The sequence below is a fragment of the Pseudanabaena sp. CCNP1317 genome (assembly GCF_034931345.1).
Taxonomy (GTDB): domain Bacteria; phylum Cyanobacteriota; class Cyanobacteriia; order Pseudanabaenales; family Pseudanabaenaceae; genus Pseudanabaena; species Pseudanabaena galeata.
This window is the reverse complement of sequence record NZ_JAYGIF010000014.1, coordinates 46,241-62,538: the sequence shown is the minus strand read 5'-3', so window position 1 is coordinate 62,538 and position 16,298 is coordinate 46,241. Positions and strand designations below refer to the sequence as shown.

General features: G+C 42.2%; 14 protein-coding genes and 1 pseudogene. 11 read left to right on the top strand and 4 right to left on the bottom strand.

Annotation, left to right across the window (positions count from 1 at the left end; translation table 11 throughout):
• Positions 1-254: 254 nt before the first annotated feature.
• Positions 255-593, top strand: a pseudogene (locus tag VB775_RS07160) (DMT family transporter); the annotation flags it as partial.
• A 46-nt stretch (positions 594-639) separates the two neighbouring features.
• A complete protein-coding gene (locus tag VB775_RS07155; protein ID WP_281006398.1) occupies positions 640-2,241 on the top strand; it encodes a CPBP family intramembrane glutamic endopeptidase in 1,602 nt (533 codons plus the stop codon).
• Positions 2,242-2,351: 110 nt separating this feature from the next.
• On the opposite strand, the gene tilS is transcribed toward VB775_RS07155, so the two are convergent.
• A complete protein-coding gene (gene tilS, locus VB775_RS07150) occupies positions 2,352-3,368 on the bottom strand; it encodes a tRNA lysidine(34) synthetase TilS (protein WP_281006397.1) in 1,017 nt (338 codons plus the stop codon).
• 399 nt (positions 3,369-3,767) lie between these two features.
• On the opposite strand from tilS, the gene VB775_RS07145 reads away from it, so the two are divergent.
• The 3 genes from VB775_RS07145 to VB775_RS07135 all read left to right on the top strand — a co-directional run bounded on the left by VB775_RS07145 (position 3,768) and on the right by VB775_RS07135 (position 6,776).
• The gene (locus tag VB775_RS07145) at positions 3,768-4,940 is read left to right on the top strand and encodes a hypothetical protein (RefSeq protein ID WP_281006396.1); all 1,173 of its coding nucleotides are present in this window, start codon (positions 3,768-3,770) and stop codon (positions 4,938-4,940) included.
• 184 nt (positions 4,941-5,124) lie between these two features.
• A complete protein-coding gene (locus tag VB775_RS07140; RefSeq protein ID WP_281006395.1) occupies positions 5,125-5,730 on the top strand; it encodes a hypothetical protein in 606 nt (201 codons plus the stop codon).
• Positions 5,731-6,212: 482 nt separating this feature from the next.
• Positions 6,213-6,776 carry a Uma2 family endonuclease gene (locus VB775_RS07135; protein WP_281006394.1) on the top strand — a complete coding sequence of 188 codons (564 nt, stop codon included), beginning with the start codon at positions 6,213-6,215 and terminating at the stop codon, positions 6,774-6,776.
• A 215-nt stretch (positions 6,777-6,991) separates the two neighbouring features.
• On the opposite strand, the gene VB775_RS07130 is transcribed toward VB775_RS07135, so the two are convergent.
• Complete coding sequence (locus tag VB775_RS07130; protein ID WP_407072936.1) at positions 6,992-8,332, bottom strand: family 10 glycosylhydrolase; 1,341 nt, start codon at positions 8,330-8,332, stop codon at positions 6,992-6,994.
• Between the two features lie 501 nt (positions 8,333-8,833).
• Between VB775_RS07130 and alr the strand changes: the two genes are divergently transcribed.
• Entirely contained in the window at positions 8,834-10,009 is a 1,176-nt protein-coding gene (gene alr / locus VB775_RS07125) for an alanine racemase (RefSeq protein ID WP_281006392.1), read from the top strand.
• Here alr and VB775_RS07120 read toward each other — a convergent pair.
• Positions 9,989-10,474: a hypothetical protein gene (locus VB775_RS07120; protein ID WP_281006391.1), complete on the bottom strand. Its 486-nt coding sequence runs from the start codon at positions 10,472-10,474 to the stop codon at positions 9,989-9,991. The genes alr and VB775_RS07120 overlap by 21 nt on opposite strands.
• A 35-nt stretch (positions 10,475-10,509) precedes the next feature.
• Here VB775_RS07120 and VB775_RS07115 point away from each other — a divergent pair, with 35 nt between their 5' ends.
• From VB775_RS07115 to VB775_RS07095, 5 genes are all read left to right on the top strand, one after another.
• Complete coding sequence (locus VB775_RS07115; RefSeq protein WP_323216672.1) at positions 10,510-10,638, top strand: hypothetical protein; 129 nt, start codon at positions 10,510-10,512, stop codon at positions 10,636-10,638.
• Positions 10,639-11,142: 504 nt separating this feature from the next.
• Entirely contained in the window at positions 11,143-12,219 is a 1,077-nt protein-coding gene (locus VB775_RS07110) for a peptidoglycan-binding protein (protein ID WP_281006390.1), read from the top strand.
• Between the two features lie 70 nt (positions 12,220-12,289).
• On the top strand, positions 12,290-13,069 hold the full coding sequence (locus tag VB775_RS07105) for an ABC transporter permease (protein WP_281006389.1): 780 nt from the start codon (positions 12,290-12,292) through the stop codon (positions 13,067-13,069).
• A 905-nt stretch (positions 13,070-13,974) separates the two neighbouring features.
• Positions 13,975-14,091, top strand: coding sequence for a photosystem II reaction center protein I (locus VB775_RS07100; protein WP_071590106.1), 117 nt, complete (start codon positions 13,975-13,977; stop codon positions 14,089-14,091).
• Positions 14,092-14,162: 71 nt separating this feature from the next.
• The gene (locus VB775_RS07095) at positions 14,163-15,881 is read left to right on the top strand and encodes an ABC transporter ATP-binding protein (RefSeq protein WP_281009431.1); all 1,719 of its coding nucleotides are present in this window, start codon (positions 14,163-14,165) and stop codon (positions 15,879-15,881) included.
• A gap of 10 nt (positions 15,882-15,891) precedes the next feature.
• Here the strand turns inward: VB775_RS07095 and VB775_RS07090 are convergent, their stop codons facing one another.
• Complete coding sequence (locus VB775_RS07090) at positions 15,892-16,296, bottom strand: hypothetical protein (protein WP_281006388.1); 405 nt, start codon at positions 16,294-16,296, stop codon at positions 15,892-15,894.
• Between the last annotated feature and the right edge of the window lie 2 nt (positions 16,297-16,298).

Below are 16,298 nucleotides of genomic sequence, written 5' to 3'. Positions count from 1 at the left end.
GTCATTGGTGCTGTAATGCACAAGCTGTTACGACAGGTCTTTGGTGTTCTCAAGTCTCAGCGTTCTTTCGATCCTAATTTTGTTAAAATTCCCTCTTGACTTTTTGGTACTCAAGACAGTATCTACAAGTTTTTGTTTTTTATTTACAGCTATCGCCACCTGTATCAGGACAAATCAAAACCCAAATAGTGTGAGGCGGCGCGAAGCGCCGCCTCACACTATTTGGGTTTCAAGAAAGGCGACAGCTATACAAATCAATTAAGGAATACACCATGGATTGGATTAATTTAATAATTGCAGGACTATTGGAAGTTGTCTGGGCAAGTAGCTTAAAATACACCGAAGGTCTTACAAAACCATTGCCGACCATCCTCACCCTTTCATCGATCACCGCTAGCTTTATCCTGTTAGCTCAAGCCGTAAAAACACTGCCAATTGCTACAGGTTATACGGTTTGGACAGGGATCGGCGTAGTGGGAACAGCGATCTTTGGTTCTATATTTCTCGGTGAATCCCGCGATTTATCAAAATTTATCTGCATCAGCCTCATTGTGCTAGGTATCGTCGGTTTGCGATTTACAGGGTCAAAATGATAGGATAATCGCTGCTTTGCAATGCCCTATCGCCTGAACTACAAGAATGGATTCTAAGCCTCTGCATGAAAAATCTTTGAATGCTAAGTCATTACTATTAAGTATTCTCAGCTTATTGTCTGTTTTATTTATTGTTTTCACTTTACAGGCAAGCTGGAATAATCCGCAGGAGCAGACAAAATTAGATTTGCTCCAAACTGATTTGATTTTGCAAGCCACACAAATTCAAGATCAAAACACAGAGAATGCTCAAGATCATTCCCAAAAAGATAATATCTTCCAAGTCTTGATCGGTGAAAGTAAACCTCAAGACATTTATAAGCAGTCGCTCAGCAGTTATCAAGAAGTTCTTAAAGCCAGTAAATCCACACTAACTCGCCTCGATCGCCTATCGCTAGCTCCAGATTCAGGCGGCTATGATCCAACGGCTATCTCGAAACAACAGCAAAAGAAACTAGCTAGCGTCAGTGAAATCAGTATTCGCACAGGGATTCTGCAAATTCAGACTGGGGATATTCAAGGGGCGATCGCCACATGGGAAGATGTGGCAGCATTAGAGGGAGAATCCATGAGTAGCTATGGATTAACTGCCCAGATTCTCAAAGGGCTATGGTCAGAACCAACGATGTTATTTCCTAATGCTGAAACTCAGATTCGACGCACCCTTGATGGCTGGTATCGCAAGGTTGCATTGACTAAACTCTATCAAGCTCAACAAAGAGATGAGAAATTACCTGAACTCGAACAGCAAGCCCAAATAGAAGTCAACTTAGCAGTTAATCGATTATTAATCGTTAACTCTATTCCCCTCATCGGTGGCAGTGTGGGGATCTTAGTGTGGTTAGGCTTACTAGTGCAATGGATTTTCTTCCGTAAGTCTTCTCCATTCCATCGCAAAAGTGACCTAGATCAAAATTCCAATCAAATAAATTGGCAAGTGCCTTGGGGAATTGACACAACTTGGGAAGTAATGGTGCTATGGTTTACTGCATTTTGCTTGATGACTCAGTTAGTGTTGCCCTTGATTTTCGAGTTCCTCGGTCTTCAATCAAGAGCCAGTGAAGATTTCACCATTCAAGCATTACTGGTCTTAATTCCCTATACGCTCTCCGTTATTCCGATGCTGCCAATTTTACAGGCTAGCCTTGCCGCCTACCGTCCTTTACCCGAAGGCTGGTTTCGCATCAAGATTACACCACCGCAATGGGTAGCATGGGGAATTGGTGGATATTTTGCCGCAGTTCCCTTAGTGCTGATCATTTCTGTAATTAGCCAAAAATTCCTACAAGGACAAGGCGGCGGCAATCCTTTATTACCAATCTTGACCGAGAGCCAAAATGATCTGCCCAAGTTTCTACTCTGGACAACCCTCGCGATCGCTGCACCCTTCTTTGAGGAATACCTATTTCGTGGATTTCTATTACCTTCATTGACCAAGTTTTTACCAGTTTGGGGAGCGATCGCTCTTAGTGGATTTTTCTTTGCTCTCGCCCATTTAAATGTCGCAGATATCATTCCCCTTAGCATTTTAGGAATGGTGATGGGCTTTGTCTATTGGCGATCAAAGAATTTACTCTCTTCGATGCTAATGCATTGCCTCTGGAATAGCGGTAGTTTCTTTGCTTTGATTGCCCTCGGCGGGAAATAATGATCACAGATTAAACTGATTAACGGATTCCACAGATTTTTAGAGTTTAGAGTTCAGCGCAAAGCACTAAACTCTAAACTCCAAAAAATCTGTGGAATCTGCGTCATCCGTCAAATCCGTGATTCCGACTTTTTATGCAGAACAATCCAAGGATGTTCCACAAAAGCGGAAATATTGCCTTTAAACGGTGCGCTCTGCGATCGATTTTGAGCCGTCAACAAATCTAAAAAACGCTCAATATCCTCAAAATTCACCTGATGCACCAAATACCTTGACAAAAACTGTCTCACAATCCTTCTTTGCAAAGCTAAAGGCTGTTCTTGTAAGCGTTGACGATGCAAACGAGGCGCATGATCATCCCAAATCACCGTCATGTTATCTACAAAAAAACTCCTCGCTTGCTCCTCCAAATAGATGACATCACCATGCAAAAGCTCTGAAGTCTGCGCGATCGCCATTTCTAACTGCGGATTAAAATGCTTTTGCAAATAGGGAATTGTTTCTAAACGTAAACGATTACGGCGATAGTCCAAATTTTGATTGGTACTATCTTCCCAAATCGGAATTTGCTGCTCTTGGCAAAATCCTAAGGTTTCATGACGACTGACATTGAGCAAAGGGCGCACCAACTTAATTTCATCAGTAAGCGATCGCATCCAAGTCAAGGAAGCTAAGCCATCGGCTCCACTCCCACGCATCAAGTTATACAGCAATGTCTCAACGCGATCGCTACGAGTATGTCCTGTAATTACATGAGTACATTTGCGAATATTCGCCATCTCCACCAGCATGGCATAGCGCCATTTTCGAGCATCGGCTTCACTGGTGAGCAAGCTTGCGGCTGTTCTTAGGCAAAAGTCAATTCCCCATTCTTTTGCAATACGCTCAACATGCTCAGCATTTGCAACTGAGTCACTACGCCACTGATGATCGCAATGGGCGATCGTTAAATTCCAGTTAAACTTCGGCTGTTGCAACTGTAAAAGCTTGGCTAAACATAGCGAATCCTGTCCACCAGAAACCGCCACCAAAAGACTTGCATTTTTGGGTAATATCTCAGGCTGCGATTTTAAAACAGCGTTTAAGTTCGCCCGTAATAGTTTTGTAAACCGATTATTAGATTTCAAGGGTTATTGCTTAGTAAAATTCGGCAGCAATTCTCATTATGAAACTGCTTTTGATGTTTCCAGCGCCGAAGACACTGGAAACATCAAAAGCGTTTTTTTACAAGCCCGCCAAAGGCGGGCTTGTAAAAAAACGCTTTTGATAATGAGAATTGCTGAAAATTCGGACGAAACCTGATTATTCATGGCATAATAATGTACAATCTAAAGCCTTCAGCATCAGAGAAATCGTGCGAAGATCTTAAAAGAGTATTGCATTTTTGTGTTGTTTGAAAGAGAAGCGATCGCTTCTCTGCTGTTCCGACTATATAAGCCTAATAAGCATAGGATTGCACGATTTCTGCTAATACAGCGAAGTTAGCTTGTGGGTGAGGAATATACAAAATGCAAAAGGGAAGCTCTATGATCAATAAATTAATGCTGGTGTCCGCAGGTGCAGTCTGGGGATTTATGGCGCTTGTACCAATCAATGCACTCTCTGCACAGGCGAAAGTTGCTAAGAACGTTAAAGTAACCAATTCTCAAGTTGTTAAAGGCAAAGTAACCAACGCTACAACGCCTAAGAAGACTTCTAAGAACGTTACAAGAAACGCTAAAACAGCCAAGCAAACCCCTAAAAAGGGAGTAACAAAAGCGCCAGTTCTCCAAAACAAGTTACCTGATACTGCTAAGGATCTAAAACCTCGGATCGATGTTGTGGCTATCCCACCATCATTTAATCGCAGTTCTTCTATCTCAATCGCCACTAATCCTGATGTTAATCTTGTAGAAATTGCCCGAGCCAGTACAGATATTGCCCAAACAGGAAATGCAACATCTAACTCTCCAGACATTATTCGGCAACAACTACTCATTCGTCCAATTCAACCTCCATCTCCGAACGTATTCAGACAAATCTACACTCCTTCGTTGAATGCTGGTACTCCCGTTGCCTTTGGGCTTCAGACAGGTGATGCTTTTATCAGTGTTTTAGGTGCAACGGCTGGCAGACTAAGAGACACAGTTGATGGCAGCGTCTCTGTCGGCACTGGATTGGGAGATGCTAATCAGTATCTTGCGGTAGAGGGTGTTTTCAATATTAATAGCATTCGGAACTTTGGGTCTAACGGCTCCTTTGATCTTAAAGTGCATCGTTCTATCTTTCAAGATTCCACCACTCAAGCAGCCGTTGCCGTTGGTTGGACAAACTTCGCCAACTATGGGACAAATTCAGGTGGCACGCCTTCATCGGTATATGGAGCCGCTACTATTTCCCAATTAACCGATCCCACAAATGCTGAAAGTCCTAAGCCTTTAGTCGCTACTATTGGTGTGGGTGGAGGTATTTATCGCAAGTCCACTAGCAATGATGGGGTCGGCGTTTTTGCTAATGTTGGCTATCAGTTTGATCCTCAGTGGGGTGTAAGTACCGCATGGTCTGGGCAAGGGCTGAACTTTGGTTTAGGCTTTTTACCAGATGTCACTTTCCCTTTAAACCTTACCCTGACCTATTCTGATGTCACTAACAATAGTAATGCTGGAACTCAGGTTATCTTTGGTATCAGCTACGGATTTAACTACTCTGGACGTAGGTAAGTTTGAGTTAACCTTTGGGAAAGGTTAACTCATCGGATAATACCAATTCACACAAGTAGAACAACACTTTTATGAATTAAAAACCAAACCCCTTAAGAGTTTTCAAAGCTAAAAATGGCGTAGCCATTTTTAGCTTTGGTATTAAGTTGCGATCGCTCCAAAACCACCTAGCTGCCAAACTTCTATGAAAAAAATAATTTTGTCAATTCTCGCTTCTAGCTTCTGTTTTACAGGGACATTACCTGTTTTTGCAGGGTCATTCGCAATCCAAGCAGGAAGCCAAGCCTCCAGTAGTCCTATTTTGCTAAATATCCCGCCTAAAGCCCAAAGCAATTTGTTAAGCCTCGATATCAGCAATGCGATCGCTATATTATTAAATTCTGCGAACACTGATGCAGATATTAGCAACATTGTTTTGCTATTGAACAATGGTAATGGCAGTAGTACTGATGTGCAGGTCGCACAAAACGCTTTAAGTGCTAGTTTTGCAAGTTTAGGAATTAATGTGGGAACAGGTTCACCTGCATTAGCGTTAATTGAGGCTCTTACTGGACTGATTCCTGCTAATTTTAATGGAGAATCGGGACAAGCTCAAACTGTTGATCTTCAGAAGCTATTTCTTGCAATTGAATCTTTTAACCAGATTGTGAATGAACTAGCCAATATTGCCAATGGGTCAGATCCTGTTGCCGCAGAAAATGCTTTAGCATCCCTCAATGCCTTATCAACAAACCAAGCATTCACAACGCTTTCTACGACTCTAGCTTCTATTTCCCAAAATTTGAAATAGTTCCCAAAGAAAAGAGTGGCGGCGCAAAGCGCCGCCACTCTTTTCTTTGGGAATTATCCCAAGATATCCCCCTCAGTCTCCCATTGGGAAGGGAGAACTTAGACTTCTCCCGATTCCCAAGGGGGAGTTAGAGGGGATTTTAGAGATTTGGTGCGTCAAGTATGTTAATGCCTATATTTTAGTCTTCTCAACATATTAATCATCGTCTAAAGTCATCTTCAGAGAAATCTAGCAAAAATGTAATAACTTTGCTGATTTTGAGATTTACCATTAATATTTTAGATGTTTGTCGATGCTTTGATTTTGGGCAAATATCTTTAACTTATGACCCAGCCGCTAGATTTTTCTAAGCAAGATTTGCGAAATCGCTCGTTTAAGGGACGAGATCTTGTTGGTGCGAATTTTCAGAAATCAGATATAATTTAGAGTCTAGGAAGGCGATCGCTTTAATACTCACAAACCAAAAGCAAGGATGGAAAGCTATGACCGTCACCTCTGCGAAAAAAATGACATTTGAGGAATATCTAACCTATGAAGATGGCAGCGATCGCCGTTATGAATTTAACGATGGAGAATTGGTTGAAATGACTCCAGCAACGGTATTTCATAATGATTTGATGATGTTTTTTGCTTTCTTTTTGCAATCAGAAATAAGTCACTCCAATCATCCATACTGTGTGCGTGTCAATAGCACTGAAATATTCAATGGTAAAAGAACACGTCGTCCTGATGTTTTAGTGATGACGCTTGCTCAGAAGAAAAGCTTAGGAAACCAGCCAGATATTTTGCATGAGCCATGTTTGTTGGTAATTGAGATTGTCAGCCCAACTTGTCGCTCAGTAGATACCGTCGAGAAGCGGAAGGAATATGCACAATTTGGGATTCCTGAATATTGGATTGTTGATTTTTTGGTGGGAACGTTTTCGGTTTTAACTTTGGTAAATGGAAGTTATATTGAGAAAGTGTATAGAGAAGCCGATCGCATTGCCTCTGACATTTTCCCCAGTATTTCGCTATCGATGAATCAAGTAATGGCAAGCATTTAAATCGTAACTTTAAATATAACTTTGCTGCTTTTGAGATTTACCATTAATATTTTAGATGTTTGCTGATGCTTTGATTTTGGGCAAATATCTTTAACTTATGACCCAGCCGCTAGATTTTTCTAATCAGGATTTACGCGATCGCTCATTCTCTTCAAGAAAATCGCTGCCGCAATTCTCAGTATTTGGCAAGCTTAATAGCGATCGCTGGTAAATTATCAATTTCTATGGGCAACCCTTGGCGCAGGACTGCGGAATAGATATTGAAAATCCCTTTGGCGATCGGCAACAGGTTCTGGTCCATAGCCCCATAAACTCCTGTAATAAAAGAAAGAAACCCCTAAACCACGATTTCTAGCATTTACAGCTTGAGAATAGACCCTAGACATCGGCACATTACTATTGCGGAGTCCCGATAGAATGGCGATCGCTGTGGAAATTTTACCTTGTACTTCCACAATTTCAGGACGACTAATTTGAGACAGAAAAGAATCTAGATCTTCGCGGTATACCTGCACTAACAATTCATCAACAAAGCCTTGACGCACCCAGCTTAGCCAGTCTTGTAACTGTTGCCTATAGGCAAAGTCATGATAATTGGGAGATACTGAAAAAATTACATTGGGCTTTCTTTGCTTCACGGCTTTACTTAGTCCAGCCATAAAAGCCGTAATCTTGTTAGCTCGCCAGCGTACCCAATCAGGATTGTTGACATCGGCGGGAGCCTCTTTTTTAGTTTCTTGACGATAAAGATTGAGAGTATAGCGATCGTAGCCAAAGGTTTTGGGAAGACTGGTGTGATCGTCAAACTGAACGCCGTCTAAGTCATACTTAGAGACAGCTTCTAATATAAGGTCAGTCAAAAACTGCTGCACTTCAGGATGAAAAGGATTAAGCCATGCAACTTCCCCTGCGGCTGTAATTGATGTTTTCTTACCATTGCGTTGTTGGGTGAGCCAATTGGGGTGCTTGGCTGCTAGCTCAGACATTTGCGGAGCCATAAACCCAAACTCAAACCAAGGCATCACTAACATATTGTGCCGATGTCCTTGGTCGATGATGTCAGCAACGATGTCTTGTCCCTCAGAGCCTCTATAGATAAATGGTTGAATCCCTTCACGTTGGGCGACTTCGCTAGGAAACATGACATAGCCTGAGTTCCAAACTACGGGGTAAATTGTATTGAAATTAAGTTTCTTAAGTTGTTGTAGTCCCTCACCTAATCTTTGACGATTGCTAAACATAGAGAAGTCATTGCTAGTCAACCACACGCCCCGAATTTCCTCTTGCCGTCTGACAGGTGCTGCTGGGGCAGCCACAGGTCTATTTGAAGCCTGATTAAGCGTACTTACTTGAGCGATCGCAGGATAACTGCCCCAAAAGCTAGGCAAGAAACTGTGCAGAAATAACGTAGTTGCAAAAGTTACGACAAAAAGAAATGACAAAAAACGTTTGCGCGATCGCCACATTTGCCTAAAGCTATGTTTAAGATTATGCCTAAAATTATTTTCTTGCCAATTTTGAGGCTTAAATCTTGTTAGGAGTTTCATGAGTCGCATAAGTATCGATAATTAAACTAAGTAAAAATACTGATCGCAATTCTCATTGTAAGTCTAGTTTTGGCGATGCTGGTCTTGAGCAAGACGCGGTAAAACTAGATTTAGTTTCGATCCTGAGAATAAAGGCAGCTTTTTAAAGCCATTTTGAGTTTGAGCTAGATCTCTCTAGAAAAGCAAGCGTATTTTTGCCGAATCAAATTAATATAACGTGAGTTCAATATAGCCATTTGCGGCGTGCTGAACACAACGCAAATGGCGAAAAATGGTAAGAATCGCTTAGCGATTCTTACCATTTTTCGCTTTCGTCGAACTCACGTTAATATAACGTTTTGTAAGCAAAAATAATTATGAGGTTTGCAATGTTAAGCCCTTCCAACCCAAGAATTAGTGGTGCGGCGCTTAGCGCCGCACCACTAATTCTTGGGCTTTAATGTCAATTTTTAGACTGGAAAGGGAGTATAAGCGTTGTAAACCCAATTACCCTATGAGGAGTGCGCTGTAATGCTCAAGCAAAACCATCGAGCATGGGTGGAAGTCGATCTCTCAGCAATTAAGCATAATGTGCATCAATTAAAGTCTTTGCTAACTGCGCCTACTGAGTTAATGGCGATCGTCAAAGCTGATGCCTACGGGCATGGGGCGATCGATGTCAGTCAAACGGCGATCGAGGCGGGAGCGACATGGTTAGGGGTTGCCACAATTCCTGAAGGCATTCAGTTACGTTGTGCGGGAATCACAGTTCCGATTGTGGTTTTAGGGGCAACAAATGGGGTTGATGAAATCAAGGCGATCGCTGAATATCGCTTACAACCAACAATTTGTAATCCTAAGCAAGCATTGATCTACCACGATGTTCTTTCGCAAATTGGCGAGCAGGTTCCTGTCCATCTCAAAATTGATACAGGCATGTCGCGACTGGGCGTAAATTGGCAAGAGGCGATCGCCTTTGTGCAACTGGTGCAGCATTTGCCGAATTTAGAAATTATCAGTGTTTACTCGCACTTTGCTACTGCCGATGATTGCGATCGCACTTTCATGGAATTGCAAACTCAAAGGTTTAAGCAGGTAATTGCTGCACTTAAAGCTGAAGGGCTTTATCCGCCACGTATTCACATTTGTAACACAGCCGCGATGTTGTGCGATCGCCAAATTCATTTCGATATTGTGCGAACAGGATTAGGGCTTTACGGGCTTTATCCTGCGCCCCATCTCAAAAATATTGTCGATCTCCGTCCTGCCCTCACGGTCAAAGCGCGGATTACTCAAGTCAAAGAAATCAAAGCAGGTACAAGTGTGAGCTATGGGCGATCGTTTATAGCGTCGCAGGATATGACGATGGCAACTGTGGCGATCGGCTATGCTGATGGCATTCCACGCGGTCTATCCAATCGCATTCGTGTATCCGTGAATGGTCAAAAAGTTTCTCAGATCGGCACAATTACGATGGATCAATGTGCGATCGATGTTACGCATGTCTCAAATGTTCATGTTGGTGATGTAGTGACATTTCTAGGTGGAGCTTCAGAGAATACTGCTGATGATTGGGCTAATTTATTAGGCACAATTTCTTGGGAAGTTCTCTGTGGGTTTAAGCATCGTCTCCCTAGAATTAATGTAGTAGGCGAAATTAGGAAGCCTGAAGCATTATCAGGAGCATCACAAATCGGGCTTGAGTAAGCTATGCTCCAATTCCTCTACATAGTTCTGTAACCAATCTCGAAAACTAGGTGCAAGATTGCCACAACCATCATAAGTTAGATGTATCCATTTTGAACTCCACCAAACATTAAAAACCCCTAAATCAGGTTCACATCCTTGATCTTGCCCATCTTCATTTTGAAACGTTCCTCTATCCAGAAGCCCTTTCCAGATGGCAAGCTTTGCAGGATGGATTGATTCTCCCTCAAAGCATTCTTTATAAGTTCTATTTAGGTGGATTGGGAGAGTCAGAAGCACAATAACTGGAACCGACCGAAATCCTCCATTATCGATTTCTGCATGATCGCGTTCAACAAGCTGCATATAATCTGATTGCTGAGCATGATAAGTCAAAGTTTCACTTAAAAATTGGGCGATTACTACTTCAGCAAAATGAACAAAGCACAGGGTTTGCTGCTCAATGCGGTCAACATACCTTTTCAATTTCGGGGGTATTTACAATTCCCATGCATAATTTTGTGCAGTCTTTGGCTGCACTTGCACAATATCCAAGCCATCCTCAATCAGATCTCACGGCTGTGCTAGATCTCGTTGATCGCAACCAAGCTTGGCTCAAGGTGAGAGTTATGATCATGAGCGTTGCTTAAAAGCTGGAGCTAATGAGTACCTCAGTAAACCTGTGAGACTAAGTGTCCTAACAGAACTGATTCAGAAATATGTATGAGCGCTATAGCGCTTTGTGTTCATACCCTAACCCAGAGCAAAAATGAAAGCGTTGTAAAACATCGCTTTCATTTTTGCTCTGGTGACTCGTTTGCTTAGCAATTGCTGTAATAATGAGACTTACTGACAAAAACAAGCAATTCATGACATTTACTGTTTTTTTCCATACAATAAATATATAGGCTCTTTTAAAGCTGCAATTTATATCTTGTAAGTAGCTCACCATAATTAAAACTTACAAACAGAAGCTATCCCGCCCGCTACGCGGGTGGTACAGCTTTCTAGATTTTTAGTTTACTTATGCCTAGCTACTTATATCTTGCATTACGGAATATAAGTTGCAGAAATCCATCGAAATCAGATTGTTTGACGAATTTAAAAGGGCTGATTAATGAGCTTAATGGCATTTTTTATAGAGGCTAAATTATATGGAACTTGTTGCATATCTCCATAGTGAAATGCTTAGTGAACGCCTACAGCAGGGCGAATCACTTGATCAGAATTTAGATTGCCAGCTACTAAACTCGATCGCCAAATCTTCACACCATACTAAATCAGTCTTGTGTGTTGGTCTAGCGGCTGGAGCGATCGCCTTCAATGCTATGCCCATTGCGGCTTTTGCCTACAGTCCTGAAATTGTCAGCATCCAGCAATTATTAGCGAGACGTGGCTTTAATCCTGGGGCGATCGATGGTGTTAAGGGTGCGGCGACCACAGAGGCGATTATAGCCGCGCAAACTTTTTACAAGTTAAATGCTGATGGTGTGATTGGAGCGCAAACAATTGCCGCGTTGGAAGCAGACTCATATGAAGCGAATGTTTCCCTCGAAGCTAAACCTGTCAAGGTCACTTCTATTGTTAATAGCGACAACAAAACAGACTCAATCAAAAACTTGCAACAATTGCTCAGCGATCGCGGTTTTTATGGCGGCGCGATCGATGGTATTAATGGTCCAATGACTCAAGAAGCAATTATTCTCGCTCAAAAAACCTATGGCTTAGTTGCTGATGGTGTTGCGGGTTCTCTAACTATTGCTGCTCTGGAATCTGGTAGTAATTATGTCCCGAAGAGCAACGTCGCTAGTACTAAAACAGACTCAATCAAAAACTTGCAACAATTGCTCAGTGATCGCGGTTTTTATGGCGGCGCGATCGATGGTATTAATGGTCCAATGACTCAAGAAGCAATTATTCTCGCTCAAAAAACCTATGGCTTAGTTGCTGATGGTGTTGCGGGTTCTCTAACCATGGCTGCGCTGGAATCTGGTAACACTGTCGCCATTAGTTATAAGGAGGCTACTAGTCAAGAAAATACGAGCAAAGTCACCGACAATTCCATTAAAAAAGGTCAAACCCTTTTAAGCCAGCTAGGTCTGTACGATGGCGCGATTGATGGCATTCAAGGCTCAAAGACTACTGCCGCAATTAAACAGGCTCAAGCATTGTATGGATTACCTGTTGATGGAGTCCTGACTTCAGAAACACTAGCAGCATTGCAATCTTAGAAAATCAGGAGCTATGCTTAGCATAGCTCCTGATTTTCTAAGCGCTTAGGGCTTTGATCGTGATTTATCTATGAATGCTGTAATCGATCTCAATATCCCCAAAATGGCGATCGCCCTCGGAATGGTGGCGATCGCCATTAGTTTATCGGTTTGGCAAAAATTAGCGATCGCTAAGAATTTAATCATCGCCACCTTTCGCAGCATTATTCAACTAATCGTAGTGGGATTTTTGCTAGATGCTGTATTTGAAATCAAACAGCCAGTTGTAATCCTATTCATCATTTTCTTGATGAGCATCATGGCAGCCCGCGAAGCCAAAAATCGCGTGCGCGAAAAAGTTCCCTATGTCCTGCCGATCATGTGGATCTCGGTAATCGTTGGCACGTTAGCAATTCTTGGTTACACCACATTTTTAGTCGTACAGCCTGATACTTGGTACTCACCACAATACTTAATTCCTCTAGCAGGAATGATTTTGGGAAACTCAATGAATGGTGCAGCGATCGCCGCCGAGCGATTTACCCAAGATTTAGTCAAGCGATCGCGGGAAATCGAAACCCATTTATGTCTGGGCGCAACACCAAAACAGGCGATCTCTAACTACCAATCTGATGCAATCAGAGCGGCGATGATTCCCACAATTAACGTGATGATGGTGGCAGGGGTGGTATCACTGCCGGGGATGATGACTGGACAAATTTTAGGAGGAGTATCACCGCTATTAGCAGTACGCTATCAATTAGTAATTTTATTTGCAATTACCACAGCTAATTTAATTACAGCATTGTTATTAACTAATCTCGTTACTCGCCAGTTTTTTACACCTACACAGCAATTAAAGTTACCTTAAAGAAATCAATGTAGTGGCAATTGCTGAATTGTCGTTACAAGGTACAGCGCTTTGCGCTGACTTAAGATCCAGAAATATTTTTAAAAGCGGCGTGAAGCAACGCTTTTAAAAATATTTCTGTACGAATTAAAGCCTCAATAAACTGTAATCATCGCTAATTAACGTGAGTTCGACAAAAGCTGAGATTGGGGCTTGGAGACCAAGCCCCTACATATGTGTAAATGTAGGGGCTTGGTCTCCAAGCCCTCTTTCTAACTTTAGACCTCATAATCTTTATAAATCAATAGTCTTGGGATCTAAGCATACAAGCAAATCCAAATTATTATTGAAAATAAAGTCAATAGACTGCAAATCTGTGATTTATTGACTCCATTCTCAACAGGTTTGAACACTTTTATACAACACGATTCCTTGTAATCTTTATTAGGCAAGGACTACAGCCATCAAAATTCATCGAACTGACGTTAATTAACGTGAGTTCGATATAGCCATTAGCGTCGTGCAAAGCACGACGCTAATGGCAAAAAATGGTAAGAATCGCTTAGCGATTCTTACCATTTTTTGCTTTTGTCGAACTGACGTTAAATTAAAAACCAAACCCAGTAAGGATTTTCTTCTCATCTTCTAAAAATTCGATTGTATAGCAAAGCAAGTTTTGCTTAGGATATAAAACCCATGATGCGCGGCGCAAAGCGCCGCGCATCATGGGTTTTGGTTTGTACTAGCTAACTATTTTTTTTTTCTTGTAGCTCCTTTGATCGGCAGTTGTCTTTAATTTTTTAATTTAAGTATTTATACTTAAAAGCTAACACCCAATCTTAAGGAATTATAAGGAATCCCCATCTTTTCCTATAAGATTTAACATAGGATAAATTCTTAGATATTTATACGGAGATTATTTATTTATGCTCACTTTAAAAATAGTGGTCTACATCACTGTCATATTCTTTATCAGTTTGTTTGTGTTTGGCTTCCTCAATAGCGATCCATCTCGCAACCCAGGGAACAGGGATCTCGAATAGTGATCAATACCCCCAAAGCTAGCTCTGCCAAATCTCAATCTTCAACTCGCAAAAGTAATGACTGGCGATTGATGTTGAGTTTATTGCCTTACGCAAAGCAAAATTCTAAACAGCTTGTCATATCGCTGCTTTTACTTGTACCTCTTTCGATCGCTAGTGCTGTTCAGCCAATTTTGGTACAGCAAGGCATTGATGGGCCAATTAAAAACGGCGATTTGTTTGGTTTGCGGTGGATTTGCCTAGTCATACTATTGACGATCGCAGTGCGCCTTGCGTTTCAGTCTTGGCAGGGCTACTTGGTGCAAGAGGTCGGACAAAAAATCACCGCAGATATTCGCGCTGATTTATTCCGTCACGTCACCTCTTTATCAACTAGTTTTTTTGATCGCACGCCCGTTGGCAAACTCATCACCCGCTTAACTAGTGATGTTGAGGCATTAGGTGATGTATTCGCTACTGGTGCTGTAGGTGTATTGAGCGACTTTGCAGCGATCGGGACAATCGCTATTTTCATGTTTTTGCTGCGCTGGGACTTAGCTCTGATGCTAGTGATCATGGTGCTACCCGTGACTGCATTAATCGTCTATTTCCAGCATGAATATCGCAAAGCAAATTTCAAAGCACGCGATCGCCTGTCAGAACTAAACTCAATTCTGCAAGAAAATATTATTGGCGCAAATATCGTTCAGTTATTTCGCCGCGAAAAGTTTAACTCCGCCCAACATCTCAAAGTCAATAAGCAGTATGTAGATGAAGTAAATCGCACAGTTTTCCATGATTCTGCGGTTTCGGCGACGCTGGAATGGATCGCGCTCGTGGCGATCGCTGGCGTACTGTGGCTAGGCGGAGGACAAATTGTCCAAAAGAATCTAACCTTCGGTGAACTTTCAGCTTTCGTGTTATTTTCACAGCGCCTGTTTGACCCAATTCGTCAACTCGCGGAAAAATTCACCACGATTCAAGCAGGATTTACGGCGGTTGAACGGATCAATGCCATCCTGCAAGAACCCATCGAAATTCGCGATCCTGAATCTCCCAAAAGGCTACCCCTTGATGGCACTGGCGAAATTTGCTTTGATCATGTGTGGTTCGGCTACAAACCCAATGAGTATGTCCTCAAGGATGTGAACTTCACCCTGAAAGCAGGTGAAAAAATTGCCCTTGTTGGCCCCACGGGAGCGGGTAAAAGCTCGATCATCCGACTGTTATCTCGTCTATACGAGCCAACCAAAGGCAGAATTTTAATTGATGGTATCGATATTCGCGAAATTACCCAAGCAGAGTTACGTCGATGTGTGGGCGTAATTTTGCAGGATGCTTTTTTGTTTTCGGGGGATATTAAAGACAACATTACGCTCGGTGAAGACTATGCGATCGAGCAAGTAGTTGAAGCCGCCGAGTTGATGAATGTCGATCGCTTTATCCAAGAATTACCTGAAGCCTACGCAACTCAAGTCCGTGAGCGCGGTACAAATCTTTCGGGTGGACAAAAGCAGTTACTAGCCTTTGCCAGAGCCGCAATTCGCGATCCCAGAATTTTAATTTTAGATGAAGCAACAGCTAGTCTTGATGTCAGCACCGAGTTTTTGATTCAACAAGCCTTAGATCGATTGTTGATTGATCGCACCACGATCATCATTGCTCACCGCTTATCGACAATTCGCAACGTCGATCGCATTCTCGTTCTCAAGCAAGGCGAAGTCATTGAGTCTGGCACTCACGATCAACTAATAACCCAACAAGGTGTGTATGCAAGTCTCTACGAATTGGAAATGATAGCATCTCATTAAAAGCACATTATTAGATTAGATAAAATTTGGCATCAGCAGCTAATTTCAGGGCGATCACCTTCTGCTCTGGTTTCTCAAGAGGAAACCCTTTAATATTGGCATGATTGGGATTTGTTGGTGTTGGGTCTTTGACTACTCGCAGTGAGGCAACTTTGCATCTAATTACCTGAATGTCAGCCCTGCCATAAAGAGTTCGACTTGGATTTTGATTTTTAGCTATTTCCTCCCCTACTGCCAATACTTCTTCAATGGTTGCATCAAGGTATCGGGTTAACGATAATTCCTGATGAGGGTGTGGCATAAACAATTCAGGCTTAGCAGTTTGATCGCTACGTCGAAAGTGGCTACTTTGCATTGCATATCGAGCTAAGATTTCATCATCACTCACGTCAGGTACATGATTAGCATCGATCATGC